Below are 25,746 nucleotides of genomic sequence, written 5' to 3'. Positions count from 1 at the left end.
TACTGAATCTCACGCCGGCGTTTTCACCAGCGCCAGCAGCGCTTTAAGTTCCGGAATGCAGGAGCCGCAATTGGTCCCGCACTTCAGTGCCTTACCCAGCTCGCCGGGGGTACGGCAACCACTGGCAATCGCCTCGTTGATGGCACGCTCACCCACGCTAAAACAGCTGCAAACGATACGTCCCGGCGGCAGCACATCCCCCCCTTTTTTGCCACCAAGCAGCGCATGGCGCAACGCCGGTTCGGGCGATGGCACGTTAAAAGCGTCGGCAATCCACGCGACGTCGATCGTCGGCTCAGTGATATCGCTCCACCAGCCGAGCATCAGTTGCCCGTCGTGCCAGGCCAGCAGGTTCCAGACTGCACCGGCATCGGCGATCTGCATCTGCCACCCCTGCTGATGGCACCAGTCGGTTAACCACCGGCGCGGGCTCTCTTCTCCGGCTAACGAGAAATGGCTCACGCCCATTGCAGCGCGGCGCCGCCAGTGTATCGAGGCCGGGAGCAACACCGGCTGGCGACAAAACAGTTCCCCCTGCCAGGCCGGCTGCCACGGGGCTATCGCCACCGCCACCTGTTTGCTCTCCGGCTGACCGGACCACGGGTCAGTCACTGCTGCCAGCAGGTTGTTCACCCGCCCATGGCGCGCAAACTGGTTATTCCAGTGCATCGGGACGAACAGTGAACCAGGCCGCTGCCCGTTGCTGACGCTCACTTTCGCCACCATGACGCCATGACGCGAGCGGATCCGCGCCAGTGCACCATCGTACAGCTGTAAGCGCACGGCATCCGTCGGGGCGACTTCCACCAGCGGTTCGGCAATATGCTGCATCAGACGCGGCACGCTCCCGGTACGGGTCATGGTGTGCCACTGATCGCGGATACGGCCGCTATTGAGGATCAGCGGATAGAACGCGTCGGTTACCGCCCGGGTGCCCTGTGGCGTCACCGGTACCATCCGCAACCGGCCATCACGATGCCAGCCCTGATGGATATTGAGATCGCTAGCGTGTTGGCTGACCGGCCAGCGCACCGGGGCCAGGTCATCCCACGCCTCACGGCTCAGCTGCGCCAGCCCGCCAATATCAAACGCCCGCTGGCCATTATTTTCAAACCCCGAAAGCGCCGCATGCTCGCTGAACACATCATGTGGATGGTGCCAGGCAAACGCCTCGCCATATCCCAGTTGTTCGGCGACCCGGGAAATAATCCACCAGTCGGCTTTTGCTTCTCCCGGCGGCGGCAAAAAACTGCGCTGCCGGGAAATGCGCCGTTCCGAATTGGTGACGGTGCCATTTTTTTCGCCCCACGCCAGCGCCGGAAAGCGGATGTGGGCGAAGGCCGCGGTGTCGGTTCCGGCGGTGACATCGGAGACCATCACCAGCGGGCAAGCGGCCAGCGCCTGGCTGACGGCATGGCTATCCGGTAGCGACACCACCGGGTTGGTTCCCATAATCCATACGGCTTTCACCTCGCCGCGTCCGATCGCGGCAAACAGATCCACCGCCGTCAGCCCCGGGGTTTGCGCCAGCCGTTCAGTGCCCCAAAAGCGCGACAGCCGCTGCAGATCCTCGGGTTCAAAATTCATATGCGCCGCCAGCATGGTCGCCAACCCGCCCACTTCGCGCCCGCCCATGGCGTTTGGCTGTCCGGTCAGCGAAAATGGCCCGCAGCCCGCACGGCCATATTTGCCGCTGGCCAGATGGGCGTTAATAATGGCATTGCACTTATCGCTGCCGCTGGCCGACTGGTTGATCCCCATGGTGTATAGGGTAATCGCCCGCGGTGCGGTGATAAAATCGTGGTAAAACGCCGCCACCTGCTGCTCATCCAGCCCGCAAAAAGCGGCCACTTTCGCCGTCGTCCACGCTTCTGCTGCCGCCAGCGCCTGCGGCCGATCGCGAAAGTCCCCCGTTAGCTCGCCGGCCCCGGCAATGGCGTTCAGCAGGCCGACAAACAGCCCGCCATCGCTGCCGGGGGCCAGCGCCAGGTGGCTGTCGGCAATATCGCAGGTGGCGGTGCGCCGCGGATCGATCACCACCACTTTCATCTGCGGATTGTCGCGTTTCGCCTGCACCAGTCGCTGATAGAGGACCGGATGAGCCCAGGCGGCATTCGAGCCAACCAGTACCACCAGATCGCTACACTCCACATCCTCATAACTGCACGGCACCACATCGGCGCCAAACGCACGCTTATAGCCGGTCACCGCGGAGGACATGCACAGACGAGAGTTGGTGTCGATATTGGCGGCGCCGATAAATCCCTTCATCAGTTTATTCGCCGCGTAATAGTCTTCGGTGAGCAACTGCCCCGAGGCATAAAAGGCCACCGCCTGCGGACCATGCTGCGCAATGATTTCCTGCAGACGGCTTCCGGCCGCTTCCAGCGCCTGCGACCAGCTAACGGGTTCACCATCGAGTTCCGGCGTCAGCAGCCGTCCTGCCAGACCGGTCGTCTCGCCAAGCGCCGCACCTTTGACGCACAGACGCCCAAGGTTAGCCGGATGTTGTTCATCGCCGCGCACCTTGAGCTGGCCGTTCTCCGCCACCTCGACCAGCACGCCGCAGCCGACCCCGCAATAGGGGCACGTGGTTCGGGTTTCCACCATTAAGACGCCTCCGCCCGGGCCAGCAGCACCTGGTTTCCAACCCACACCGTGCCGTTTTCCACCTTCACCGGCCAGGCGCGAACCGCTGGCTCACCGCCCTCGCACGAGCGGCCATCGCGCAAGCGAATACGCTGTTTATACAGCGGCGAAATAACAATTGGTTCTCCCGCAGCATCGCCGAGGATACCGCGCGACAAGACGTTGGCATCGCTACCGGGTTCCAGATTATCGAGCGCATAAACCTGCTCGCCGAAGCGGAACAGCGCAATCTGCCGCTCTCCCAACCGCGCGCCAATTCCGGCCTCGGCGGGGATCGCATCCAGCGCGCAAATAGCCTGCCACGGGCGGGACGAGGCCGCGCCTTCACGGTGTATCGGCGTGGCGACCGGCTGCGGTTGGCCACGTAAGCTGTGTCGTTGTACCGCTTCATCCGGCTGTTCGCTATTGACGTAAGAGCGGAACAGCGCCAGCCGCTGCGGATCGTTCAGGGTGGTCTGCCACTCGCACTGATAGCTCTCCACCACCCGCGCCATCTCCTGCTCCAGCTCTTCGCCGATGCCGAGGCTGTCGTTGAGGATCACCTCCCGCAGGTAGTCGACGCCACCTTCAAGGTTGTCCATCCAGGTACTGGTGCGCTGCAGTCGGTCGGCAGTCCGGATATAGAACATCAGCAGACGATCCACCGTGCGGATCAGCGTCGCGTCGTCGATATCGCTGGCAAACAGGTCGGCGTGGCGCGGCTTCATGCCGCCGTTGCCGCAAACGTAAAGATTCCAGCCTTTCTCAGTGGCAATCACCCCAATGTCTTTCCCCTGCGCCTCGGCACATTCCCGGGTACAGCCGGAGACCGCCATTTTGATTTTATGCGGCGCGCGCAGCCCTTTGTAGCGATGTTCAAGGGTAACCGCCAGCCCCGTCGAATCCTGCACGCCATAGCGACACCAGGTCGAGCCGACGCAGGATTTTACCGTGCGCAACGATTTGCCGTAGGCGTGCCCGGTTTCAAATCCGGCGTCCGCAAGCTCGCGCCAGATATCCGGTAACGACTCCAGCCGGGCACCGAACAGGTCAATACGCTGGCCGCCGGTAATTTTGCTGTACAGTTGATAGCGTTTGGCAATCTGGCCGATGGCAATCAGCCCATCCGGCGTCACTTCCCCCGCCGCCATCCGCGGCACCACCGAATAGGTGCCGTCTTTCTGAATATTGGCAAAGTAACGGTCGTTGGTATCCTGCAGCGGCAAATGCGCCGGTTTAAGCAGGTACTCGTTCCAGCACGAGGCCAGAACCGACGCCACCAGCGGTTTGCATACTTCGCAGCCGTGTCCCTGCCCATAGCGGCTAATTAGCTGCTCAAAGGTACGGATATGGTTGACCCGCACAAGGTGATAAATCTCCTGGCGCGACCACGGGAAGTGTTCGCAGATATCTTTATTGACTTCAACGCCCTGTGTCGCGAGCTGGTACTCCATCACCTGTTTGACCAGCGCGCTGCAGCCACCGCAGCCGGTGGCGGCTTTGGTGCAGCTTTTCAGCGCCGCCATATCACCCGCACCGTCGTTCACCGCCTGGCAGATATCGCCTTTGCTGACATTGTGGCAGGAGCAAATCTGCGCGCTGTCCGGCAGCGCCGCCACCCCCAGCGCTTTCGGGGCGCTGCCCTCCAGCGCCGGCAGAATCAGACTTTCCGGGCGCGCGGGCAGCGCCATTGCGTTTAGCATCATTTGCAACAGGGTGGCATAATCGCTGGCATCCCCCACCAGCACGCCCCCGAGCAGCGTTTTTCCGTCCTCGCTCACCACGATTTTCTTGTAGATTTGCTCCGGTCCATGGGTCCATTGATAGCTTTGGCAACCTGGCGTACGCCCCTGCGCGTCGCCGAAAGAGGCCACGTCGATGCCTAACAGTTTCAGTTTGGTACTCATATCCGCGCCGCTGAAGCTGGCCGTTTCCCCGGCCAGCTGCGCCGCCGCGGTTCGCGCCATTTGATAGCCTGGCGCCACCAGCCCATAGATTTTGTTATCCCACAAGGCGCACTCGCCAATCGCCAGCACGTCGGGGTCTGAGGTGCGGCACTGGTCATCGATGCAGATCCCTCCGCGCTCTCCCACCGTCAGGCCGCCGCGGCGCCCCAGCGAATCCTGCGGGCGGATCCCGGCCGAAAACACCACCATATCGGTGGACAGCGTCCCGCCATCGGCAAAATTCAACACCAGGCCATCCTCGTGACGCACGATCGCCTGAGTTGCCTTACTGGTGTGGACGCCAACGCCAATGGCGGTGATTTTCTCACGCAGCATCGCCGCGCCTGGGCCGTCGAGCTGCACCGCCATCAGGTTGGGCGCAAACTCGACAACGTGGGTTTCCAGTCCCAGTTGCTTCAGGGCGTTGGCGGCTTCCAGCCCCAGCAGGCCGCCGCCAATCACCACCCCGCGTTTGGCGGTACTGGCACAGGCAGCGATGCGGTCGAGGTCGTCCAGCGTTCGGTAGACAAAGCAACCGTCACTGTCGTGGCCCGGCACCGGTGGGACGAAAGGATACGAACCGGTCGCCAGCACCAGTTTGTCCCAGTGGGTTTCATGCCCGCTGGCATCGCGCACCAGCCGCGCTTCACGGTCGATACTTGCCACCGGCTCAGACAACCGTAGCTCAATGCCATACTGGTTGAAGAAATCCCCTTCCACCAGCGACAGCGACTGCGCGCTGCGTCCGGCAAAGTACTCCGAGAGATGCACCCGGTCGTATGCGGCGTAGCGTTCTTCACCAAACACCACGATGCGAAACTGTTGATGCAGGTTGCGGCTGACGCACTGCTCAAGGAAATGGTGGCCGACCATACCGTGGCCGATCAGAACTAAAACAGGTTTTGTCATGGTGATCTGTCCTGCAGCACGCGGCTGCGTTGAAGAAGGGTCGAAAAGCCAGTCAGTTGGCGCGCTGGCGCCCAGCTGCGCGGTCAGCGGCGCCGCGTGCTGGCAGTCGCCAAACAGCAAAACGCCGCGCAGGATGCCGTCGCGAACCAGCAGACGCCGGTAGTGACGGGCCAGCGGGTCCCAACTGGTCCACTGTTGATCCTGTTCCGCGGCCCGCAAGTCGCCGGCGCTGAACAGTTCGATGCCGGTAACCTTCAGGCGAGTACCACTCTCCTGCCAGGTAAAGTCCTCTCCCGGTGTGCCGCAGAGCCGCTCGGCCAGCACTTCGGCCTGGCGCAGACAGGGGGCCACCAGCCCCCAGGTTTCGCCGTCAATTTCACAGCATTCGCCGAGCGCGCTAATTCCCGGCAGCGCGGTGGCCAGCTGGCGATCGACGACGATGCCGCGACGACAGGCCATCCCGCTACGCTGCGCCAGCGCAATATTCGGGCGCACCCCGGTCGCCAGCACCACCCGGCTGGCCGCAAAGGCCCGGCCATCCTCCAGCACCACCTCATGCTCGCGTATTGCGGCAATCGCACAGCCGGTGACACAGACGATCCCGCGTTCCGTCAGCTGCTGCTGGAGCTGCTGGCCAGCGAAAGCATCGGTTTGTGGCTCCATCAGCCACGCTCCGCGATGCAGTAAAGTGACGTTGTCACCATGGCGGCGTAACGCTGCTGCGGCCTCGACGCCCAGCACCCCGCCGCCGATGACCACCGCCGGGCCACCGCTCGCCAGAATGCGGCTAACGTCGGCAAACGTGCGGAACGGATAGACATGCGGCAGCTCTACTCCAGACAACGGCGGAATGAGGGCCTGCGAGCCGGTGGCAAAAATCAGTTCGTCCCAGCCATATTCCCCCTGAGTGGTACGCAGCGTGCGCGCCTCGGTATCCACCGCCAGTACCGCCTCGCCGGTCAACACCGTCACCCCGTGCTGCGCATACCACTCCGCGGGTAACAGCTGCGTTTGCTCTAGCGTTTTTTCCCCGCCGAGAACCGGTGACAGCTGGATACGGTTGTAGGCCTGATAGGGTTCGTCGCCGATGATCGTTATCTGAAATCTACCGCCTCCCCGCGCCACCAGCGTTTGCGCCAGTCGGGTGGCCGCGATGCCGTTGCCAATAATCACCAGTTGCCGTTTCATGGCCGCCCCTTACGCCGCTTTCGGCTGCTTTTCGTAGAGGAAATGCAGGATCTGCTGGCGCAGATGGTGGTAGCGGCTGTCGTCGGCGAGCTGGACCCGGTTCCGCGGGCGCGGTAGATCGACATTGAGGATTTCCCCTACCGTCGCCGCCGGGCCGTTGGTCATCATCATTACGCGATCGGAGAGCAGGACCGCTTCATCGACGTCGTGGGTGATCATCACGATGGTGGTATTCAGCGCCTGCTGGATCTGCATCACCGCATCCTGCAGATGGGCGCGGGTTAAGGCATCTAGCGCCCCAAACGGCTCGTCCAGCAGCAGCACCTTTGGCTTCATCGCCAGTGCCCTGGCAATACCAACCCGCTGCTTCATACCGCCGGAGATCTCCCCCGGGCGTTTGTACATGGCGTGGCCCATCTGCACCCGCTCGAGGTTGTGTTCGATCCACGCTTTACGTTCGGCTTTGCTCATGGTGCGGCGGAAAACCTGATCGACCGCCAGCGCCACGTTGTCAAAACAGGTCAGCCACGGCAGTAGCGAGTGGTTCTGGAACACCACCGCGCGCTCCGGCCCCGGTCCGGCGATTTCCCGGTTATCGCACAGCAGCCCGCCTTCCGTGGGGGAGGTAATGCCGGCGATGAGGTTTAACAGCGTCGACTTCCCGCAGCCGGAGTGGCCGATCAGGCTGACAGTTTCCCCTTCGTGGATATCAAAAGAGACGTTTTGCAATGCCAGAAACTCGCCGCTGGCGGTGTTGAAACGCTGGCTCACGGCCTGTACCTGAATTAATGGTTTCATAGCGACTCTCCTATTTATCCTGCCAGCTGAAGCGGCGAGCGATCAGCATCAGTCCCTGCTCAAGCAGCAGGCCGACGACACCAATAATGACGATGGCGATGATGATGTTTTCCACGTTGAGGTTGTTCCATTCGTTCCAGATCCAGAAGCCGATCCCGAGGCCACCGGTCAGCATTTCGGCAGCGACGATCACCAGCCAGGCAATGCCGATGGACAGACGCACCCCGGTCAGCACCGCGGGCAGCACCGCCGGAAACAGAATGCGCCGCATCACCGTCCACTCCGAAAGCTGTAAAACCCGGGCCACGTTGAGATAGTCCTGCGGAATGCGGCGCACCCCTTCGGCGGTGTTGATCACCATCGGCCAGATCGAGCAGATGAAAATAGTCCAGCTGGAAGCCGGTTCAGCCTTCTGGAACAGCAGCAGGCCGATAGGCAGCCACGCCAGCGGGCTGACCGGACGCAGCAGCGCAATCAGCGGATTAAACATGCGGGCAAAGAACAGCGAGCGGCCGATCAAAAAGCCCAGCGGGATGCCCACCAGTGCCGCGAGGCCAAACCCCACCGCCACTCGCTGCAGCGACGCCAGCACGTTCCAGCCGATCCCCATATCGTTCGGCCCGTCCTGATAGAACGGGTCGGCAAACAGCGTCAGAGCGGAATCGAGGGTGCTGAGCGGCGTCGGGAAGCCTTTGCCGTTGATCGCCGCCAGCTGCCAGCACAGCAGCAACAGTCCCAGCCCCAGCAACGGCGGCAGGAGTCGCTGAACGGTTTCACGCAGCCAGCGTTTGAGCGGTGGCGTAGTCCGCCGAACCTGTACCGGCGGCAGAACGATGACTTCACCCGGCGCGTGTTCGGCGCTGACCGGCGGTTGCGTTTTGTGTGCGTGTTTCATTTCATGCCCCCTTACGTTGAATCGCGAAACTACGGGCGTAACCTTGCGGATCGGCCCCCGTCCAGACCGTGCCGTCCATCAATGTGCTGCTGCGCATCAGGCTCGAAGGCGGAGTGATCCCCCCCACCGCCTGCGCCGCCTCTTTCCATACGTCAATGCGGTTGATGCGCTGCGCCACCGCCTGATAATCCGGCTCCGTTTTCAGCAATCCCCAGCGGCGGAACTGGGTTAAAAACCACATGCCGTCCGAGAGCCACGGGAAGCTCACCTCCCCCTGGTCGTAGAAGCGAATCGGGTGGGCATCCTGCCAACGACGCCCCAGCCCGTTGTCGTATTCTCCGAGCATGCGCCCGACGAGGTACTGCTCTTTGGTATTCAGCCACGCGCGTTTCGCCAGGATTCGCGCCGTCTCGCGCTTGTTGTCTTCAGAGGCCTCGATCCAACGTGAAGCCTCCAGTACCGCCGCTACCAGCGCACGCGCGGTGTTGGGATTGCGCTCCACCCATTCGCTACGGGTGCCGAGAATTTTTTCCGGGTGTTCAGGCCAGACGTCCTGAGAGGTCGCGGCGGTAAAGCCGATGCGATCGTTGATCGCCCTGGCGTTCCACGGTTCGCCGACGCAAAAACCGACCATGTTGCCAATGCGCATGTTCATGACCATCTGCGGCGGTGGCACCACCACGCTGCGCACATCGTCAAACGGGTTAATGCCGCCACTGGCCAGCCAGTAGTACAGCCACATAGCGTGGGTCCCGGTGGGAAACGTGTGGGCAAAGGTGTAGCTACCCGGTGCGCTTTGACCAATCAGCCGTTTCAGCCCGCCGAGGTCGGTCACCCCTTTCTGCTGCAGATCGCTGGAGAGCGTGATGGCTTGCCCGTTGCGATTGAGGGTCATCAGGTTAGCCATCGACTGCGGCTTGCTGGCGATCCCCAGCTCCAGGCCATACAGCAGACCGTAAAGGATGTGCGCCGCATCCAGCTCACCGGCGATCAGCTTGTCGCGCACCGCCGCCCAGCTGGCCTCTTTAGTCGGCACCAGGGTAATGCCATATTTCTTATCGAATCCTTTCAATGACGCGATGGCTATCGGCGCGCAGTCCGTAAGCGGAATAAACCCCACCCGGACGGTGGTTTGCTCCGGTTTATCGGAGCCCGCTGCCCACGCGCCGTGCATCATGCCAGGCAATAACATGGCACCGCCCAACGCGGCCCCCGCCTGTAAAAAACGCCGCCGTGAAATCGAAAATTTATCGCCCATACCCACCCGCTCCAGAACGCGCAAAAAAAAAAGCGCCCGGCAGTGCTTACGCACTGCAGGACGCCTTTATCCATGGACACACGGACCGTCGTTGGCCCGTTGCCCAAAACTTTTATTCACTCGGATTATCTAATGCAACGCGGATGCCAGGTTTATCACAGGCCGTTTTACGCGCTTTTACCACTCTTGTTGCCTGGAACGCCCCCCGATTTGCACCGTCGACTGGCAATAAATGCCCACTGATTGTGCATCTACTCCTTTGGAGTTACCTGCCATAGCGCTTTCACCGTCAGCAGCGCCCGGGCAATCTCTACCATCCGCTGATTCTTATCCATCGCCATTTTCCGCAACGTCTGCCAGGCCTGTTCTTCCGGCATTCCCTTGTGCGCCATCAGCACGCTTTTGGCTTTTTCGATCAGCTTGCGCTCTTCCAGCGCATCTTTTAACGAGGCCAGTTGCCCGGAGAGCTGCTGCAGCTCGAAGGCCTGCTGGCGAACCAGCGGCAGCAGCTGTTTGTCGAGACGCCGCGCGACGCCGTCGCCTTCGTCCTCTTCCGACCAGCCTGCGGGCGGCATCGGCGGTTCTTCGCCGCTGAGCAACCGATCGGCTGCGTTGAGCAGGCCATCAATCAGGTGCTCCTCCAGACCGCGCATTTGCTCCAGCCGTTGGGTCTGGGCGCAGAACCAGCGCAGCGCCGTCTCTCCCCGATCTTCTGCCGGCTGACGGGTACAGGCGATCCGCCGCAGCTGTTCGATCTCCAGGCTTGCCTGGCACTGTTTCAGAAACAGCTCGCGCTGTGACTCGCCGGTCAGCGCGACAAAACTGTCAAAACAAGGCTGCTGGCCGTCAATCCGGTCCACCAGCCGCTGGCGTAATTCGTCGCTGAAATGACCACGGGCAAACCCGGAAGCCCCGAGGGCGCGCTCTTGCCCTACCAGCTCTTTGCCCTGCATAAAGCTATACAGCGCCACCATGCTCCCGGCGATTTGCGGGTCGTCGATGCTGTCATTAAGCTGCGGTACGATATTCAGCAGGTGGCGGATGATGCGGCTAAACTGGCTTGTCGCCTCTTCGGCGACAATCGTGCGGCGGCCAACGGCATCACGCAAATGCGGGAGCTGCTCGAGATACCAGACCGCGCTGGCAATCCGCCAGCAGAGCGCGCTGCTGGCACACCCCTGGGTGGGCTCCAGCTCGGTGCGGAACACCATCAGCTGTTCATCAACCAGCGCGCTGCTTGCCCGGACTTCTGCGGCATACAGCCGTCCCTCGGTGCATAACCAGATATTGGAGGCACCGCGTTCACACTGCAGCATATGCACCAGGGCGCTGATCTGATTCGCCAGGGCACCAAGCTGCGCAAGCTGGCGCAGCTGCTCGTTTTGCAACTGCCGCGCGCGGTGAAACCAGCGATTGGCGTCAGAGACGGTACCGGTGGTATTCTTCATATCCCCTCACAAGTTAACGCTTTATCAAGACCTAGCAATAACCGTGCCTTATACCAAGGAGTCTTTATGCAACGTATTGTGATTGTCGCCAACGGCGCTGCTTACGGTAGCGAATCGCTGTTTAACAGCCTGCGTCTGGCGATTGCCCTGCGCGAACAGCAGTCCGAACTCGACCTGAAGCTTTTTTTGATGTCTGATGCAGTCACCGCCGGTCTGCGTGGGCAGAAGCCCGCTGAGGGCTATAACATTCAGCAGATGCTGGAGATCCTCACCGCGCAGAATGTCCCGGTGAAATTATGTAAGACCTGCACTGACGGTCGGGGAATCAGCGCCCTGCCGCTGATTGACGGAGTCGCTATCGGCACGCTGGTTGAGCTGGCGCAGTGGACTCTGGAAGCGGATAAGGTCCTCACCTTCTGAAAAAGCCGCCTCTGGCGGAATTAAATATCATGCTGGCACCAATTGTTAACCGAAAACATATGCCAGCTGAATGCTTTCAGGCAGAACATCATTTTTGTTTAATCTTTATCCCTTTTTTTGATCAAAATCAGCATTCGTCTACGTGCCATTTGGTGTTATGCACTGAGTAAAGTGTGAACAATATCACGCGCGGGATTGAGCTGGCAGGATGCTGTAGACAGACAACAACGGGGTGGGTAAATGGCAATGGTGAAAACAAGTTTGATGTTATTTGGTGGCGATACGCTGGTGGTTCGGTGCTCTGAACGCTGCCATATTCATATGATGAGCGCGAAGGCCGCCGGCGACAGCCACGCGGATATTCTGAGCGTCCAGGATCGTGACAGCGCGTATTTAACCGTGCCTTACAACGGGACCTGGAACGTCCTGATTGACAGCCACAGTCAGTCGCTGGAGCACTCCATCAGCTACGTTCCCGCCTGATAAGTCTTGCCCGGGGCTTTCCCGGGCACACGTCACGCCAGCCCAGGCTGGCTGCTTTCCCCAATCAGGTTGCGCACTTTGACGACGAGATCGTCAAGGCAATCGTCGTGCATCCCGAGTTTACGCAGCTCCTGTTCGAGCGAGAAAAGATACTGAGCATTAGTACCAAGCGGCCCGCTGGCTTTGGCAATCAGCGGCGCAATAACCTGGGCACTGGTGTCCGGCTCAAACAGCGGATGGCGCGGATCCATAATGAATACCAGCGCGTTGACCGTCCGCCCGTCGTCAAGCTCCAGCTTGCACCAGGTCGGCAGATAGCAACCGGTGATCATCTCCCGCTTCCACAGCAGGGTCAGCTCCTCGTCCAGCGTCTCATCGGGCAACCGATAGGCCACACCGGTGGTACGTCCGCCCTCTTTCAGCGCCAGCATCCGCCCGGGTTGACAGGCGCTGCCTCGCCCGGCGGTCAGCCGCAGGCAAAAGGCACGATGCCAGCCCGGCAGCGTACCGGTACAGGACTCGCGATAATCGAGAGCCGGGTTCCACATTAGTGAACCGTAGCCAAAAATCCAAACTGAGCCGGCATCCGGACGACAGGCCAGAGTAGCAGCCAGCGAGGCTGCCCGTTGCTCTGCCGACCAGAGTAGCGATTCCTCAATAGCACCAAACGCCGTCTTACAATCTGCATTGATTAAGAAATCACGTGTTAACACTTTCTACTACCTCCGCCACTGCCCGCTTCCCGGCGATTATCTGATGGCATCCTTGTAATATTGCCGAATTATTATCCAGCTTTACTCGACAATAAGCAATGAATGGCACGCTGGCAAGGCGCGGAGCAGCAGATGAAGCAGCAAGAGGGATTATTTTTTCTTATGCCACTTATCATCGTCTCCCTTTTGATAGTCATTTTTGACCGCAGCCCAGGCGACCTTATGCGCCGTCTCTTCACGGCTGGCGTCGTCCTGCCGGTCGGCTTTGTGCTTATATTGCTCCCAGGCGCTATTAAACGCTGATTTATAGATCTCCTGAGCATGCGCCGGCAGCACGTGCTGGACGCTATCGGGTAACGCTTGTTTATTGCGATAAGGCATATGCACCTCAGTATGATGGTAAAAACATAAGTCTGGGACACTAATTCAGGGTTTTCAAGGCGGGATATCATTCAGAATGTTTTTTAGTAATTACCTGAATAATAAATGAAAAATACAAATAATCATAAGTTATGGCAATCTAAAGGCATTAGTTACCAATAGCCGTAAATTTAAGTAAAAAAGCAATTAAAAGTGCAAAATGTCTGTTATTTTATCTACTTACGTTATCTATAATTATAACACCTGCAAAAATGGAGATGGTTCATGACGCATGCACATGAGGCGGTGAAAACCCGCCACAAGGAGACATCGCTTATTTTCCCGATTCTGGCGCTGGCGGTGCTGATCTTCTTCGGAAGTAGTCAGTCGCTGCCAGCGGTTATCGGCATTAATATTCTGGCCCTGGTGGGTATTTTATGTAGCGCCTTTAGCGTAGTCCGCCATGCCGACGTGCTGGCACACCGCCTGGGAGAGCCGTACGGCTCGTTAATTTTAAGCCTTTCCGTGGTTATTCTTGAAGTCAGCCTGATTTCCGCCTTAATGGCTACCGGCGACGCGGCCCCGACGCTGATGCGCGACACGCTCTATTCGATCATCATGATCGTCACCGGCGGTCTGGTCGGCTTTTCGCTGCTGCTGGGCGGGCGCAAATTCGCCACCCAGTACATGAATTTATTTGGCATTAAGCAGTACCTTATCGCCCTCTTCCCGCTGGCGATCATCGTACTGGTCTTCCCGATGGCGCTGCCAGGGGCCAATTTCAGCACCGGTCAGGCACTGCTGGTGGCGCTGATTTCCGCCGCCATGTACGGCGTATTCCTGTTGATACAGACCAAAACGCACCAGAGCCTGTTTATCTATGAGCATGAAGATGACAGCGACGACGATGACCCGCACCACGGCAAGCCATCTGCGCACAGCAGCGCATGGCACACCGCCTGGCTGCTGGTTCACCTGGTGGCGGTTATCGCCGTAACCAAAATGAACGCCAACCCGCTTGAGACGCTGCTGACCAGCATGAACGCGCCGGTGGCCTTTACCGGTTTCCTGGTGGCCCTGCTGATCCTCTCGCCGGAAGGGCTGGGAGCGCTGAAAGCGGTGCTGAACAATCAGGTCCAGCGTGCCATGAACCTGTTCTTCGGCTCGGTGCTGGCCACCATATCGTTGACCGTACCGGTGGTGACCTTAATCGCCTTCTTAACCGGGAATGAGCTGCACTTTGGTCTGGGTGCCCCGGAAATGATTGTGATGGTCGCCTCGCTGGTGCTGTGCCATATCTCGTTCTCCACCGGACGCACCAATGTGCTGAACGGTGCCGCACACCTGGCGCTGTTTGCCGCCTATCTGATGACAATTTTCGCCTGATGCTCTTGCCCCGGCGGCGTACTGCCGACCGGGGTAGTCCACGCCTCTCCTGCAAAAGTGGCATAAAAAAAGCCTGCCGGTTTTACAACGGGCAGGCTTTTCGCATTCTACAACGTGGTCTTAGTTGCTGGTATCCAGCTCATCAAAGCCTTTCACCAGGTCGTCGATGGCTTTCATTTGCTTGAGGAACGGCTCCAGCTTCGCCAGCGGCAGCGCGGACGGGCCGTCGCATTTTGCGTGTTCCGGGTCCGGGTGCGCTTCGATAAACAGACCCGCAATACCTACGGCCATACCTGCACGAGCCAGTTCAGCAACCTGCGCACGACGACCACCAGAAGCGGCGCCAAACGGGTCACGGCACTGCAGCGCGTGGGTCACGTCGAAGATTACCGGGGAGTTGTTGGACGCTTTCTTCATCACGCCAAAGCCCAGCATATCGACAACCAGGTTGTCGTAACCGAAGTTAGCGCCACGATCGCACAGAATCACTTTGTCGTTACCGCCTTCAATAAACTTGTCGACGATGTTACCCATCTGGCCCGGGCTGACAAACTGCGGTTTCTTCACGTTGATGACCGCGCCCGTTTTCGCCATTGCTTCTACCAGGTCAGTCTGACGCGCAAGGAACGCCGGCAGCTGAATCACGTCAACCACGTCGGCAACCGGCTGCGCCTGGCTGGCTTCGTGAACGTCAGTAATGATTTTCACGCCGAAGGTTTGCTTCAGCTCCTGGAAGATTTTCATCCCTTCTTCCAGGCCCGGACCACGATAGGAGTGGATGGAAGAACGGTTGGCTTTATCAAAAGAGGCTTTGAACACGTAAGGAATGCCCAGCTTCTGCGTAACCGTTACGTAGTGTTCGCAGATGCGCATCGCGAGATCGCGGGATTCCAGCACGTTCATCCCACCAAACAGGACGAAAGGCAGGTCGTTTGCTACGTTGATATCACCAATGCTAACCACTTTTTGTTTCATAAGATCGCCTTATCAGGGTGTAACCGGATTCATTCCAGATTAGTGAAGAGTAATTTGTTTATGCGAAATCGTGTTGATTTGCGCGCGGATCATTTCGCTGATCGGGTCCTCAGGACACTGCTCAACAAAATAGTTCAGATCCAGCAACGCCACATGGTCGCACTCAAGCTGGGCGTAGATCAGTCCGCGATCGCGAATTTCGTAGGGATCTTCCGGGTTAAACTGCAGCAGCGCTTCGCTGGTTCTCAGCGCCAGCTCCATCTGCCCCTCTTCCATCAACGCTGATTTTAAGGTGTCGAGCAGTTTATGGATAACTTCAGCGTTATCCGCCTCTTCGAGATCTTCATTAAACAGCTCGGCAACCGGGCTGATATTGCCCTTCAGCCAGACTTCCAGCGTGTGCTCGTTGAGGGTTTCACCGTTGAACGGGTTAATCAACCACATCTCTTCGCTGGTTTCAGGATCGGCACGTAACAGCAGCTGGGTCGGGAAGATAACCGGCACCAGCGGCAACGACAGACGCTGGGCAATCCACAGCACGATGGCGCCGAGCGATGCCGCGCTGCCCTGGCGGTTAATCAGCACTTTGTCGATCCACAGCGCATCGGACAACTTATAGACACCATGAGAGTCGCGGAAGCCCCACTCGTGGTAGAACAGCTCAAGCAGCCGTTCCAGCTGGCGCTCCTGATCCCACGAAGACGCAATTTCTTCCTGCGCAAGCGCCAGCAGCCGCTCCAGTTCATCCTGCACATAGTGCGTCGGAAAATCGTCGCGGATTAATTCCGAAATGAGGACCATGCCATCGCACAATGGTGCTTTATTAAATTCGAAATCAGCTAATGACCTCATGACTTACCCCAGTAACGGTGTTCTTGTAATGGCGAGTTGTATGATGATGAACAACACCACCAAAGCCAACAGAAAGGCAATAAACCGACTCTGCTGGCTGCGCGGACGACGACGGCCCAGCGCGATAAAACCCAATGCGATGTAAATAATAACGCCAAACAGCTTTTCAGTCAGCCATGAGCCGTCTTCGGTAAATGGCAGATAGTCGGTCAAGACCATTAATCCGGCACCGCTGAGGAATAACAGCGTATCGCTGCAGTGCGGTGCAATCCGCACCCAGCGTTGATTCAGCTGGACACTACCGTTGTAGGTCCACCAGTAGCGCAGGGCAAACAAACTGACCGATATCACCACACACGCAATATGCACATACAGCACCGTGCTAAACAGATTCATGACGCGGTCTTCTCCATGCCGGGAAATCGCCCGATCGTCAGACGCTCGTTATCACCGTAGTCACGGCAGGTCACGACATCAAGGTAACCCGCCTGCTGGAACAGTGCCCGAACTGCCTCGCCCTGTTTCCAGCCATGTTCCAGCAACATCACGCCATCGGGGGTCAGGAAATGACGCCCGTGGCCGATAATATGCGCGAGATCGGCCAGCCCGTGATCGGCCGCCACCAGCGCCGTCTTCGGCTCAAAGCGCACGTCGCCCTGGTCCAGATGCGGGTCGGTTTCGTCGATATAGGGCGGGTTGCTGACAATCATCGAGAATGTCTGCCCAGCCAGCGCTGCAAACCAGTGGCTTTGCAGCACGGTCACGTTAGTGATGGCAAGGCGTTCAGCATTGCGCGCGGCTAATGCCACGGCATCAGGCATAAAATCAACCGCCGTCACCTGACAATCCGGCCGTTCACTGGCTAACGCCAGGGCGATAGCCCCGGTGCCGGTACCTAAATCCAGGATCCGGCAGGCGGTAGCTGGCAAGCGTGCCAGCGCCTGCTCGACCAGACACTCGGTATCCGGGCGGGGAATTAAAGTGGCCGGAGAGACCAGCAGCGGCAGTGACCAGAACTCGCGTTCACCGATCAGGTGAGCCACCGGTTCACCGCGCTGACGACGGCCAAGCAGCGTCTCCAGCTGCGCCATCTGGGGCGGCGTCAGCGCCGTTTCACCGAAGGCCAGAATATAGGTCCTGGCCTTGCCGGTAACGTGCCCCAGCAGGATCTCGGCGTCGCGTCGCGGACTGTCACTCTCACTCAGGCGGCTTATCGCCTGGGCCAGCCACTGTTGAAATATCATCATTCCAGCTCGGAAAGCGCCGCCAGCTGATCGGCCTGGTATTCCTGAACGATCGGCTCAATCAACATATCCAGCTTGCCTTCCATCGCTTCATCCAGACGATACAGCGTCAGGTTGATACGATGATCGGTGACGCGGCCCTGCGGATAGTTATAGGTACGGTTACGATCGCTACGATCGCCGCTGCCCAGCAGGTTACGACGTTCGGAGGCTTCGGCCTGTTGGCGTTTAGCCACTTCGGCAGCGCGAATACGCGCCCCCAGCACCGACAAGGCCTTGGCTTTGTTTTTGTGCTGAGAACGTTCGTCCTGGCACTCCACCACAATACCGGTCGGTAAGTGAGTAATACGGATCGCCGAGTCGGTGGTGTTAACGTGCTGGCCACCCGCCCCGGAGGAACGGAAGGTATCAATGCGCAGATCGCCGGGGTTGATATCCGGCATTTCGGCTTCCGGCAGCTCCGGCATCACCGCCACGGTGCAGGCGGAGGTGTGAATACGCCCCTGGGATTCGGTCGCCGGCACGCGCTGGACGCGATGGCCGCCAGACTCAAATTTCAGACGGCCGTACACGCCGTCGCCGCTGATCTTGGCAATCACTTCTTTAAAACCGCCATGTTCACCTTCGTTGGCGCTCATGATCTCGACGCGCCAGCGGCGCGCTTCGGCATAACGGCTGTACATCCGGAACAGATCCCCGGCAAACAGCGCCGCTTCATCCCCGCCGGTACCGGCGCGGACTTCAACAAAGGCGTTACGTTCGTCATCCGGATCTTTTGGCAGCAGCAGCACCTGCAGCTGTTGCTCCATCTCTTCGCTTTTGGCTTTCGCGTCGCGCAGTTCTTCCTGCGCCATTTCGCGCATTTCCGGATCGTCGAGCATCATCTGGGCGGTTTCAATATCGTCCTGCACCTGACGCCATTCGGTATAGCAGCGGGCGACGTCGCTCAGCTGCGCGTATTCCCGCGACAGCGCGCGGAATCGGTCCTGATCGGCGATGGTCGCAGCATCACCCAGCAGCGCCTGAACTTCCTCATGGCGTTCGTACAGAGCTTCCAGTTTGGCAACAATAGAAGGCTTCATAGGCGTGAATTCACCCTGTCCTAAAAAAAGAGAGAAATGTGCGCTATTCCAGCCCGAGGCTGTTGCGCAGAATATGCAGGCGTTCATCATCCCCGTCACGGGCAGCCTGCTGAAGAGATTTGGTTGGTGCGTGGATCAGGCGATTGGTCAGCTTGCGTGCCAGATCCTGCATGATTTCCTGCGCATCGCCCCCTTGCTCCAGCGCCGCAAGCGCCTTCGCGGTCAGTTCCTCGCGGAACTGCTCGGACTGGGAACGATATTCACGGATAGTCTCGCTGGCGCTCTGGGCGCGCAGCCAGGCCATAAATTCGCTGGTTTCCTGCTCGACGATCGACTCAGCCTCGACCGCCGCGGCTTTACGCTGCGCCAGGTTGTGCTGAATAATGTTCTGTAGATCGTCCACGCTGTATAAATAGGCATTCGCCAGCTTACCCACTTCCGGTTCGACATCGCGAGGTACCGCGATATCCACCAGCAGCATCGGCTGGTTGCGACGCGCTTTCAGCGCGCGCTCGACCATCCCTTTGCCAATAATCGGCAGCGGGCTGGCAGTGGAACTAATAATGATATCGGCCTCTTGCAGCCGCTCGCCGATGTCGCTGAGCGCGATCACTTCCGCGCCGACTTCCTCGGCCAGTGCCTGAGCCCGCTCGCGGGTTCGGTTGGCAATCACCATTTTACGCACGTGGTGTTCACGCAGATGCCGCGCCACCAGTTCGATGGTCTCCCCGGCGCCGACCAGTAACACCGTCACGCTGGAGAGGGATTCGAAGATTTGTCGCGCCAGGGTACAGGCGGCGAAAGCCACGGAAACCGCGCTGGCACCGATATCAGTTTCGGTACGTACGCGTTTGGCAACGGAGAACGACTTCTGGAACATCCGCTCCAGTTCGCTGACGTTGAGGTGACCCCGGCTGGAATCGGCAAAGGCTTTTTTGACCTGTCCCAGAATCTGCGGCTCGCCGAGAACCAGCGAATCCAGGCCGCTGGCAACGCGCATCAGATGGCTGACGGCATCGTTATCCTGGTGCCAGTAAAGGCTTTTACGCAGGTCTTCTTCATTCAGATGGTGGTAATCACACAGCCAGCGGATGAGCACTTCCTGCAGATTATCCTGCTCCTCAACGCTGAGATATAGCTCCGTGCGGTTACAGGTCGACAGCACCACGCCCCCCTGCACCATTGGCTGAGCCAGCAGGCTCTCCAGCGCCTTATCGAGCGTATCCGGCGAAAACGTTACACGTTCTCGCAGCGCGACCGGGGCTGTTTTGTGATTAATGCCAAGAGCTAAAAGGGTCATTGTGAGGGAGTAGTACCAGCGTTGCTAAGGTTAGTCTGAGCGCATCATACAGGATGCGCGGAATCAATAAAAGAGAGGCTCCCCTTTTGGAGTAATAGGTACGGGAGTAAAAGCCATTAACGGTAATTTTTTGATTTCAGACCATTTGAACGTAGACGCTATCGCAGGGCAACGCTAGCATTATGGGTTAGAATTGTAACCTGCTACACAAATCGTGGGCGCCCTTGCGTCGCCGGATTTCACTGTAGACATCAAGGATTTGTCAACATTATGAATCGACTGCTCCGCCTGTTACCGCTGGCAAGCCTGGTCCTCACGGCCTGTGCAATCAACCCCCCGAAAGGCCCCGCTACCAGCCCGGATTCCCCCCAGTGGCGTCAGCATCAGCAAGATGTCCGTCAACTGAATCAGTTCCAGACCCGCGGCGCCTTCGCCTGGCTTTCCGACGAGCAAAAAGTGTATGCCCGCTTTTTCTGGCAACAAACCGGCCAGGATCGCTATCGCCTGCTGCTGACCAACCCGCTGGGCAGCACCGAGCTGTCACTGGTGGCCCAGCCGGGTAGCGTGACCCTGATTGATAACAAGGGCCAGACCTACACCGCGACCGATGCCGAAGAGATGATCGGTCGCCTGACCGGTATGCCGATTCCGCTGAACAGCCTGCGCCAGTGGATCGTTGGCCTGCCGGGCGACGCCACAGATTACAAGCTGGACGACAAATACCGTCTGAGCGAACTGAACTACACGCAAAATGGCAAAACCTGGCACGTGACCTACGGCGGCTACACCAGCGATACCCAGCCAGCACTGCCGGCCAATATGGAGTTGAACAACGGCAATCAGCGCATCAAGCTGAAAATGGATAACTGGATTGTGAAATGATGACCCGCTGGCCTGCTCCTGCAAAGCTGAACCTGTTTTTGTACATCACCGGTCAACGCGCCGATGGTTATCACCTGCTGCAGACGCTGTTTCAATTTCTCGATTATGGCGATACGTTAACCATTGAACCGCGTCAGGACGGCGAACTTCGTCTGCTGACGCCGGTTGCCGGCGTGCCTGACGAAGAAAACCTGATCGTGCGCGCCGCACGGCTGCTGATGCAGGCCGCTGCCGATCGTGGGCAGCTTGCAGCAGGCAGCGGCGCCGACATCAGCATCGACAAACGTCTGCCAATGGGCGGCGGGCTGGGCGGCGGCTCCTCTAATGCGGCTACCGTCCTGGTGGCGCTCAACCATCTCTGGAACTGCGGCTTCTCTGACGATGAGCTGGCGGCGCTGGGCCTGCAGTTAGGCGCCGATGTGCCGGTGTTCGTGCGTGGGCATGCCGCCTTTGCCGAAGGGATTGGTGAAGTGCTGACCCCGGTCGAGCCCGAGGAAAAGTGGTATCTGGTTGCCCATCCGGGGGTCAGTATTCCAACGCCGGTGATTTTCCGCGACCCTGAGCTACCACGAACGACCCCGGTCAGGTCAATAAGTACGTTGCTAAAATGTGAATTTCGCAATGATTGCGAGGTTATCGCAAGAAAACGTTTTCGCGAGGTTGATGCGGCGCTTTCCTGGCTGTTAGAATATGCGCCGTCGCGCCTGACCGGCACAGGAGCGTGTGTCTTTGCTGAATTTGACACCGAATCTGCCGCTCGTCAGGTGCAAGAGCAAGCCCCGGAATGGCTACAAAGCTTTGTTGCACGAGGCGTTAACGTCTCACCGCTCAAGCTAGCCCTACTAAAGTAATCGGCTTTTCGCCGCCATTACCGCACGTACGCCGGGCAAATTGAGTAACGGTGACAACGTCACCCTGTTCCAGACGTTGCATCGTTCTCTATTAAATACACCGCCTGGATAGATTAGTGCCGCCCGCACAGTTTTGGCGCTTTTCATCCACCACTGGACGCATGCCTGAGGTTCTTCTCGTGCCTGATATGAAGCTTTTTGCTGGTAACGCCACCCCGGAACTAGCACAACGTATTGCCAACCGCCTGTACACTTCTCTTGGCGACGCCGCTGTAGGTCGTTTTAGCGACGGCGAAGTCAGCGTACAAATCAATGAAAACGTACGCGGTGGTGATATTTTCATCATCCAGTCCACTTGTGCTCCCACCAACGACAACCTGATGGAATTGGTTGTTATGGTTGATGCTCTGCGTCGCGCTTCGGCGGGTCGTATCACCGCTGTTATCCCTTATTTCGGCTATGCTCGTCAGGACCGCCGTGTGCGTTCCGCTCGTGTGCCAATCACCGCTAAAGTGGTCGCTGACTTCCTGTCCAGCGTCGGCGTTGACCGCGTACTGACCGTTGACCTGCATGCAGAACAGATCCAGGGCTTCTTTGACGTTCCGGTTGATAACGTATTCGGCAGCCCAATCCTGCTCGAAGATATGCTGCAACTGAATCTGGATAACCCGATCGTGGTTTCTCCGGACATCGGCGGCGTGGTACGTGCTCGTGCCATTGCTAAGCTGCTGAACGATACCGACATGGCGATCATCGACAAACGTCGTCCGCGCGCCAACGTTTCTCAGGTGATGCACATCATCGGTGACGTTGCCGGCCGCGACTGCGTGATGGTTGACGATATGATCGATACCGGCGGCACGCTGTGTAAAGCAGCAGAAGCGCTGAAAGAACGTGGTGCTAAACGCGTATTCGCTTACGCGACTCACCCGATCTTCTCCGGCAACGCAATCCAGAACATTAAAAACTCTGTGATTGATGAATTCGTCGTCTGCGATACCATCCCGCTGGCGCCGGAAATTAAAGCGCTGGAAAAAGTTCGTACGCTGACCTTGTCCGGCATGCTGGCAGAAGCGATTCGTCGTATCAGCAACGAAGAATCCATCTCTGCTATGTTCGAACACTAATCGAGCCCGGCCAAAAAACCCGCTGCGGCGGGTTTTTTTGTCTCCGAACCCAATTTGTATGATTAATGCCTCCTTCACCTGCCATTCGTTGACAGATGATGCGCTCATGGATGAAACATTATTGTGAACCGATTATTTTCCTCACATGTGATGCCTTTCCGCGCCCTCATCGATGCCTGCTGGAAAGAAAAGTACACCCTCGCGCGCTTTAGCCGCGATCTGATTGCCGGCATAACGGTCGGGATTATTGCCATTCCGTTGGCGATGGCGCTGGCCATTGGCAGCGGCGTCGCGCCGCAGTACGGACTGTATACCGCGGCGGTAGCCGGGATTATTATCGCCCTTACCGGCGGTTCACGCTTCAGCGTCTCCGGCCCGACGGCGGCTTTTGTGGTGATCCTCTATCCGGTATCACAGCAGTTTGGCCTCGCAGGGTTGCTGGTGGCGACCTTGATGTCAGGGATCTTTTTAATTCTTTTCGGCCTGGCCCGCTTTGGCCGACTCATTGAATATATCCCGCTTTCGGTCACCTTAGGTTTTACCTCCGGTATCGGTATTACTATCGGTACCATGCAGATTAAAGACTTCCTGGGCCTGCAGATAGCGCACGTTCCGGAACACTATCTGCAGAAAGTGTCGGCGCTGGTGATGGCGCTGCCGACCACCAATCCTGGCGATGCCGCGATCGGCGTCGTCACCCTCGGCACCCTGATCCTGTGGCCACGCCTCGGCATTCGTCTGCCAGGCCATTTGCCGGCCCTGCTGGCGGGCTGCGCGGTGATGGGCGTGGTGAATCTGTTCGGCGGCCACGTCGCCACTATCGGTTCTCAGTTCCACTATGTACTGGCTGATGGCAGCCAGGGTAACGGGATCCCGCAATTGCTGCCGCAGCTGGTGCTGCCGTGGGATATGCCGGGCTCCGACTTTACCCTCAGTTGGGCGTCATTGCACGCGCTGCTGCCGGCAGCGTTCTCGATGGCGATGCTCGGGGCGATTGAATCCCTGCTGTGCGCGGTGGTGCTCGATGGCATGACCGGCACCAAGCATAAAGCCAACAGCGAGCTGATCGGCCAGGGGCTTGGCAACATTGTTGCCCCCTTCTTTGGCGGGATCACCGCAACGGCGGCGATTGCCCGCTCGGCGGCTAACGTCCGCGCTGGCGCCACCTCTCCGGTCTCGGCAGTGATCCACGCGCTGCTGGTGATTATGGCACTGCTGGTCCTGGCGCCGCTGCTCTCCTGGCTGCCGCTGTCAGCAATGGCTGCCCTGCTGTTGATGGTAGCGTGGAACATGAGCGAAGCGCATAAAGTGGTTAATCTGCTGCGCCATGCGCCAAAAGACGACATCGTGGTGATGCTGATGTGCATGTCGCTGACCGTGCTGTTTGATATGGTCATCGCCATCAGCGTCGGTATCGTGCTGGCCTCGCTGCTGTTTATGCGCCGTATCGCTCGCATGACCCGTCTGGCACCGGTTAATGTAGACACACCTGACGACGTGCTGGTCCTGCGGGTCATCGGGCCGCTGTTCTTCGCCGCCGCCGAAGGGCTGTTTGCCGACCTGGAAACCCGGATCGTCGGCAAACGTATCGTGGTGTTGAAATGGGATGCGGTGCCAGTCCTGGATGCCGGCGGACTGGATGCCTTCCAGCGCTTCGTTAGCAAGCTGCCGGAAGGTTGTGAACTGCGCGTCTCAAACCTCGAGTTTCAGCCGTTACGCACTCTGGCCCGGGCAGGCGTCCAGCCGATCCCCGGACGCCTGAGTTTCTATCCGGACCGCGCCGCCGCGCTGGCCGATATCTGACTACCGTGACGCGGGCGTACGCGCCTGCGTCATCATCACGCCAATCGCCTGCTGTAGCCAGCTCAGCACCTCCGGCGTCATCCACGTCCCCTTCATCAGGTGCGGTTCACGCTCCATCGCCACCCGAAATTTTTGCTGGGTCGCGGGGCTGGTCCCGGCGTACGACTGAAAGAGTACCAGCCATTGCCGGGCCAGCGCCTGGCCGGCGTCCGATGCCGGGTCAAGACGATCGCGACAGGCCTGGTGCAGCTGCGCCACCAGCACCGGCCACTCCATCAGGCGATCGAAATAGTGCTCGCGGGTAAAGGCCAGTTCATCGGCATCGAGATAGCGCGCCCAGATGGCCAGTTTGCTCTGGGCAAAGGCGCGGGTAATGTAGTCGACTACATCAGCGGTGATGCCGGTCTGTTCGCGCATCTGCGGCTCCGCCGCATGCATCTCGTTCAGGCGGGTCAGAAATTCCGGCCGCCCGGCGGTATCCTGTTCCAGACGTTCCATCCAGCGGGTTGCCAACGCCATTGCGCGCGGATCATCCTCCGGACACCCTTCGCCAATCAGCTCCCGCACCTCTGCGACCAGCGCCAGCCAGATCTGATTCCGTTGCTCATCTTGTTCAGCAAACGGCAACCCCTGCAACTCCTGCGGACTAAACCAACGATCGTACATTTTCATTAACTCCAGCGTCTGTAGCCAGGACTCAAGATCGGGCTCGTTGCCGCAGCCCAGCTCATCGCGCAGGGTCACCAGCCGCTCACGCAACGTACTGATGGTGCGCAACTGGGTATCCAGCGTCGCGATCTGCTGCACCAGCAAATCAGATAGCGAAAGCGAATCCTGATCCAGATAGTCCTTAATAGTGGCGAGCTCCAGCCCGGCCTGCGCCAGCGCCTTGATCATATGCAGACGCTGCACCGCCGCCAGGTTATAGAGTCGGTAACCCGCCGCGCTTCTGGCCGACGGCATCAGCAGCCCCGTTTGTTCATAGTGATGGAGTGTGCGTACGGTCATGCCGGCACGCCTTGCCAGTTCACCCACCTGAATTAACATAACTGCTCCCGTCGTTGACCAGTGACGCCACCTTGCCACCTGACGTTACGTCAGGGTCAAGGGGAAAAGTGACGGCATTTTATCGTGAAGGTATCAACCTGGCAGCAGGAGAATCTATTCGGCAGCTATAGGGATAAGCACAAAATAAAAC

Annotated in this window: 22 protein-coding genes; 7 read left to right on the top strand and 15 right to left on the bottom strand. The window is 58.8% G+C overall.

Translation table 11 applies throughout. The features are described 5' to 3' along the window. Positions 1–9: 9 nt before the first annotated feature. The 6 genes from ACMYSP_RS22770 to nasR all read right to left on the bottom strand — a co-directional run bounded on the left by ACMYSP_RS22770 (position 10) and on the right by nasR (position 11,070). The gene (locus ACMYSP_RS22770) at positions 10–2,610 is read right to left on the bottom strand and encodes a nitrate reductase (RefSeq protein ID WP_434584305.1); all 2,601 of its coding nucleotides are present in this window, start codon (positions 2,608–2,610) and stop codon (positions 10–12) included. After that, complete coding sequence (gene nirB / locus ACMYSP_RS22765; RefSeq protein ID WP_434584303.1) at positions 2,610–6,671, bottom strand: nitrite reductase large subunit NirB; 4,062 nt, start codon at positions 6,669–6,671, stop codon at positions 2,610–2,612. Before nirB ends, ACMYSP_RS22770 begins: the two co-directional genes overlap by 1 nt. A 9-nt stretch (positions 6,672–6,680) precedes the next feature. Further along, entirely contained in the window at positions 6,681–7,469 is a 789-nt protein-coding gene (locus ACMYSP_RS22760; RefSeq protein WP_123754759.1) for an ABC transporter ATP-binding protein, read from the bottom strand. A 10-nt stretch (positions 7,470–7,479) separates the two neighbouring features. Beyond that, positions 7,480–8,364: a nitrate ABC transporter permease gene (gene ntrB, locus ACMYSP_RS22755; protein ID WP_434584300.1), complete on the bottom strand. Its 885-nt coding sequence runs from the start codon at positions 8,362–8,364 to the stop codon at positions 7,480–7,482. A gap of 1 nt (position 8,365) precedes the next feature. Beyond that, the gene (locus ACMYSP_RS22750; RefSeq protein WP_434584298.1) at positions 8,366–9,622 is read right to left on the bottom strand and encodes an ABC transporter substrate-binding protein; all 1,257 of its coding nucleotides are present in this window, start codon (positions 9,620–9,622) and stop codon (positions 8,366–8,368) included. Between the two features lie 251 nt (positions 9,623–9,873). Further along, a complete protein-coding gene (gene nasR / locus ACMYSP_RS22745; protein WP_434584296.1) occupies positions 9,874–11,070 on the bottom strand; it encodes a nitrate regulatory protein NasR in 1,197 nt (398 codons plus the stop codon). 66 nt (positions 11,071–11,136) lie between these two features. Between nasR and ACMYSP_RS22740 the strand changes: the two genes are divergently transcribed. Next, positions 11,137–11,490 carry a DsrE/DsrF/TusD sulfur relay family protein gene (locus ACMYSP_RS22740; RefSeq protein ID WP_434584294.1) on the top strand — a complete coding sequence of 118 codons (354 nt, stop codon included), beginning with the start codon at positions 11,137–11,139 and terminating at the stop codon, positions 11,488–11,490. A gap of 240 nt (positions 11,491–11,730) precedes the next feature. Beyond that, positions 11,731–11,973, top strand: coding sequence for a DUF1883 domain-containing protein (locus ACMYSP_RS22735; RefSeq protein WP_123754764.1), 243 nt, complete (start codon positions 11,731–11,733; stop codon positions 11,971–11,973). Positions 11,974–12,005: 32 nt separating this feature from the next. Here ACMYSP_RS22735 and ACMYSP_RS22730 read toward each other — a convergent pair whose 3' ends face one another. Both ACMYSP_RS22730 and chaB read right to left on the bottom strand, forming a co-directional pair. Next, complete coding sequence (locus ACMYSP_RS22730) at positions 12,006–12,686, bottom strand: gamma-glutamylcyclotransferase (protein ID WP_434584292.1); 681 nt, start codon at positions 12,684–12,686, stop codon at positions 12,006–12,008. Between the two features lie 150 nt (positions 12,687–12,836). Beyond that, on the bottom strand, positions 12,837–13,067 hold the full coding sequence (chaB, locus tag ACMYSP_RS22725) for a putative cation transport regulator ChaB (protein ID WP_434584290.1): 231 nt from the start codon (positions 13,065–13,067) through the stop codon (positions 12,837–12,839). Between the two features lie 264 nt (positions 13,068–13,331). Here chaB and chaA point away from each other — a divergent pair, with 264 nt between their 5' ends. Further along, positions 13,332–14,432, top strand: a complete 1,101-nt coding sequence (gene chaA / locus ACMYSP_RS22720) for a sodium-potassium/proton antiporter ChaA (RefSeq protein WP_434584288.1) — start codon at positions 13,332–13,334, stop codon at positions 14,430–14,432. 120 nt (positions 14,433–14,552) lie between these two features. Here chaA and kdsA read toward each other — a convergent pair whose 3' ends face one another. The 6 genes from kdsA to hemA are packed head-to-tail and all read right to left on the bottom strand — an operon-like array spanning position 14,553 to position 19,885. After that, positions 14,553–15,407 carry a 3-deoxy-8-phosphooctulonate synthase gene (gene kdsA, locus ACMYSP_RS22715; protein ID WP_123754767.1) on the bottom strand — a complete coding sequence of 285 codons (855 nt, stop codon included), beginning with the start codon at positions 15,405–15,407 and terminating at the stop codon, positions 14,553–14,555. Positions 15,408–15,446: 39 nt separating this feature from the next. Further along, complete coding sequence (gene sirB1 / locus ACMYSP_RS22710; RefSeq protein WP_434584285.1) at positions 15,447–16,259, bottom strand: invasion regulator SirB1; 813 nt, start codon at positions 16,257–16,259, stop codon at positions 15,447–15,449. A gap of 3 nt (positions 16,260–16,262) precedes the next feature. Continuing rightward, complete coding sequence (gene sirB2 / locus ACMYSP_RS22705) at positions 16,263–16,655, bottom strand: invasion regulator SirB2 (RefSeq protein WP_434584283.1); 393 nt, start codon at positions 16,653–16,655, stop codon at positions 16,263–16,265. Then, entirely contained in the window at positions 16,652–17,503 is an 852-nt protein-coding gene (prmC, locus tag ACMYSP_RS22700) for a peptide chain release factor N(5)-glutamine methyltransferase (protein WP_434587263.1), read from the bottom strand. The genes sirB2 and prmC overlap by 4 nt, the downstream gene beginning before the upstream one ends. Continuing rightward, positions 17,503–18,585 carry a peptide chain release factor 1 gene (prfA, locus tag ACMYSP_RS22695; RefSeq protein WP_434584281.1) on the bottom strand — a complete coding sequence of 361 codons (1,083 nt, stop codon included), beginning with the start codon at positions 18,583–18,585 and terminating at the stop codon, positions 17,503–17,505. The genes prmC and prfA overlap by 1 nt, the downstream gene beginning before the upstream one ends. Positions 18,586–18,628: 43 nt before the next feature. After that, positions 18,629–19,885 carry a glutamyl-tRNA reductase gene (gene hemA / locus ACMYSP_RS22690; RefSeq protein WP_434584279.1) on the bottom strand — a complete coding sequence of 419 codons (1,257 nt, stop codon included), beginning with the start codon at positions 19,883–19,885 and terminating at the stop codon, positions 18,629–18,631. Between the two features lie 270 nt (positions 19,886–20,155). On the opposite strand from hemA, the gene lolB reads away from it, so the two are divergent. From lolB to dauA, 4 genes are all read left to right on the top strand, one after another. After that, positions 20,156–20,767: a lipoprotein insertase outer membrane protein LolB gene (lolB, locus tag ACMYSP_RS22685; protein ID WP_434584277.1), complete on the top strand. Its 612-nt coding sequence runs from the start codon at positions 20,156–20,158 to the stop codon at positions 20,765–20,767. Further along, complete coding sequence (gene ispE / locus ACMYSP_RS22680; RefSeq protein ID WP_434587261.1) at positions 20,767–21,618, top strand: 4-(cytidine 5'-diphospho)-2-C-methyl-D-erythritol kinase; 852 nt, start codon at positions 20,767–20,769, stop codon at positions 21,616–21,618. Before lolB ends, ispE begins: the two co-directional genes overlap by 1 nt. A 179-nt stretch (positions 21,619–21,797) precedes the next feature. Continuing rightward, positions 21,798–22,745, top strand: a complete 948-nt coding sequence (prs, locus tag ACMYSP_RS22675; RefSeq protein ID WP_004863536.1) for a ribose-phosphate diphosphokinase — start codon at positions 21,798–21,800, stop codon at positions 22,743–22,745. Positions 22,746–22,868: 123 nt separating this feature from the next. Then, positions 22,869–24,548, top strand: a complete 1,680-nt coding sequence (gene dauA, locus ACMYSP_RS22670; protein WP_434584274.1) for a C4-dicarboxylic acid transporter DauA — start codon at positions 22,869–22,871, stop codon at positions 24,546–24,548. Here the strand turns inward: dauA and ACMYSP_RS22665 are convergent, their stop codons facing one another. Beyond that, a complete protein-coding gene (locus ACMYSP_RS22665) occupies positions 24,549–25,595 on the bottom strand; it encodes a MerR family transcriptional regulator (protein ID WP_434584272.1) in 1,047 nt (348 codons plus the stop codon). Positions 25,596–25,746 lie beyond the last annotated feature (151 nt).

Source organism: Klebsiella sp. R390 (assembly GCF_051131745.1).
Classification (GTDB): Bacteria; Pseudomonadota; Gammaproteobacteria; order Enterobacterales; family Enterobacteriaceae; genus Klebsiella.
The sequence above is the reverse complement of the archived record's forward strand: the minus strand, read 5'-3'. Positions and strand labels throughout refer to the sequence as shown.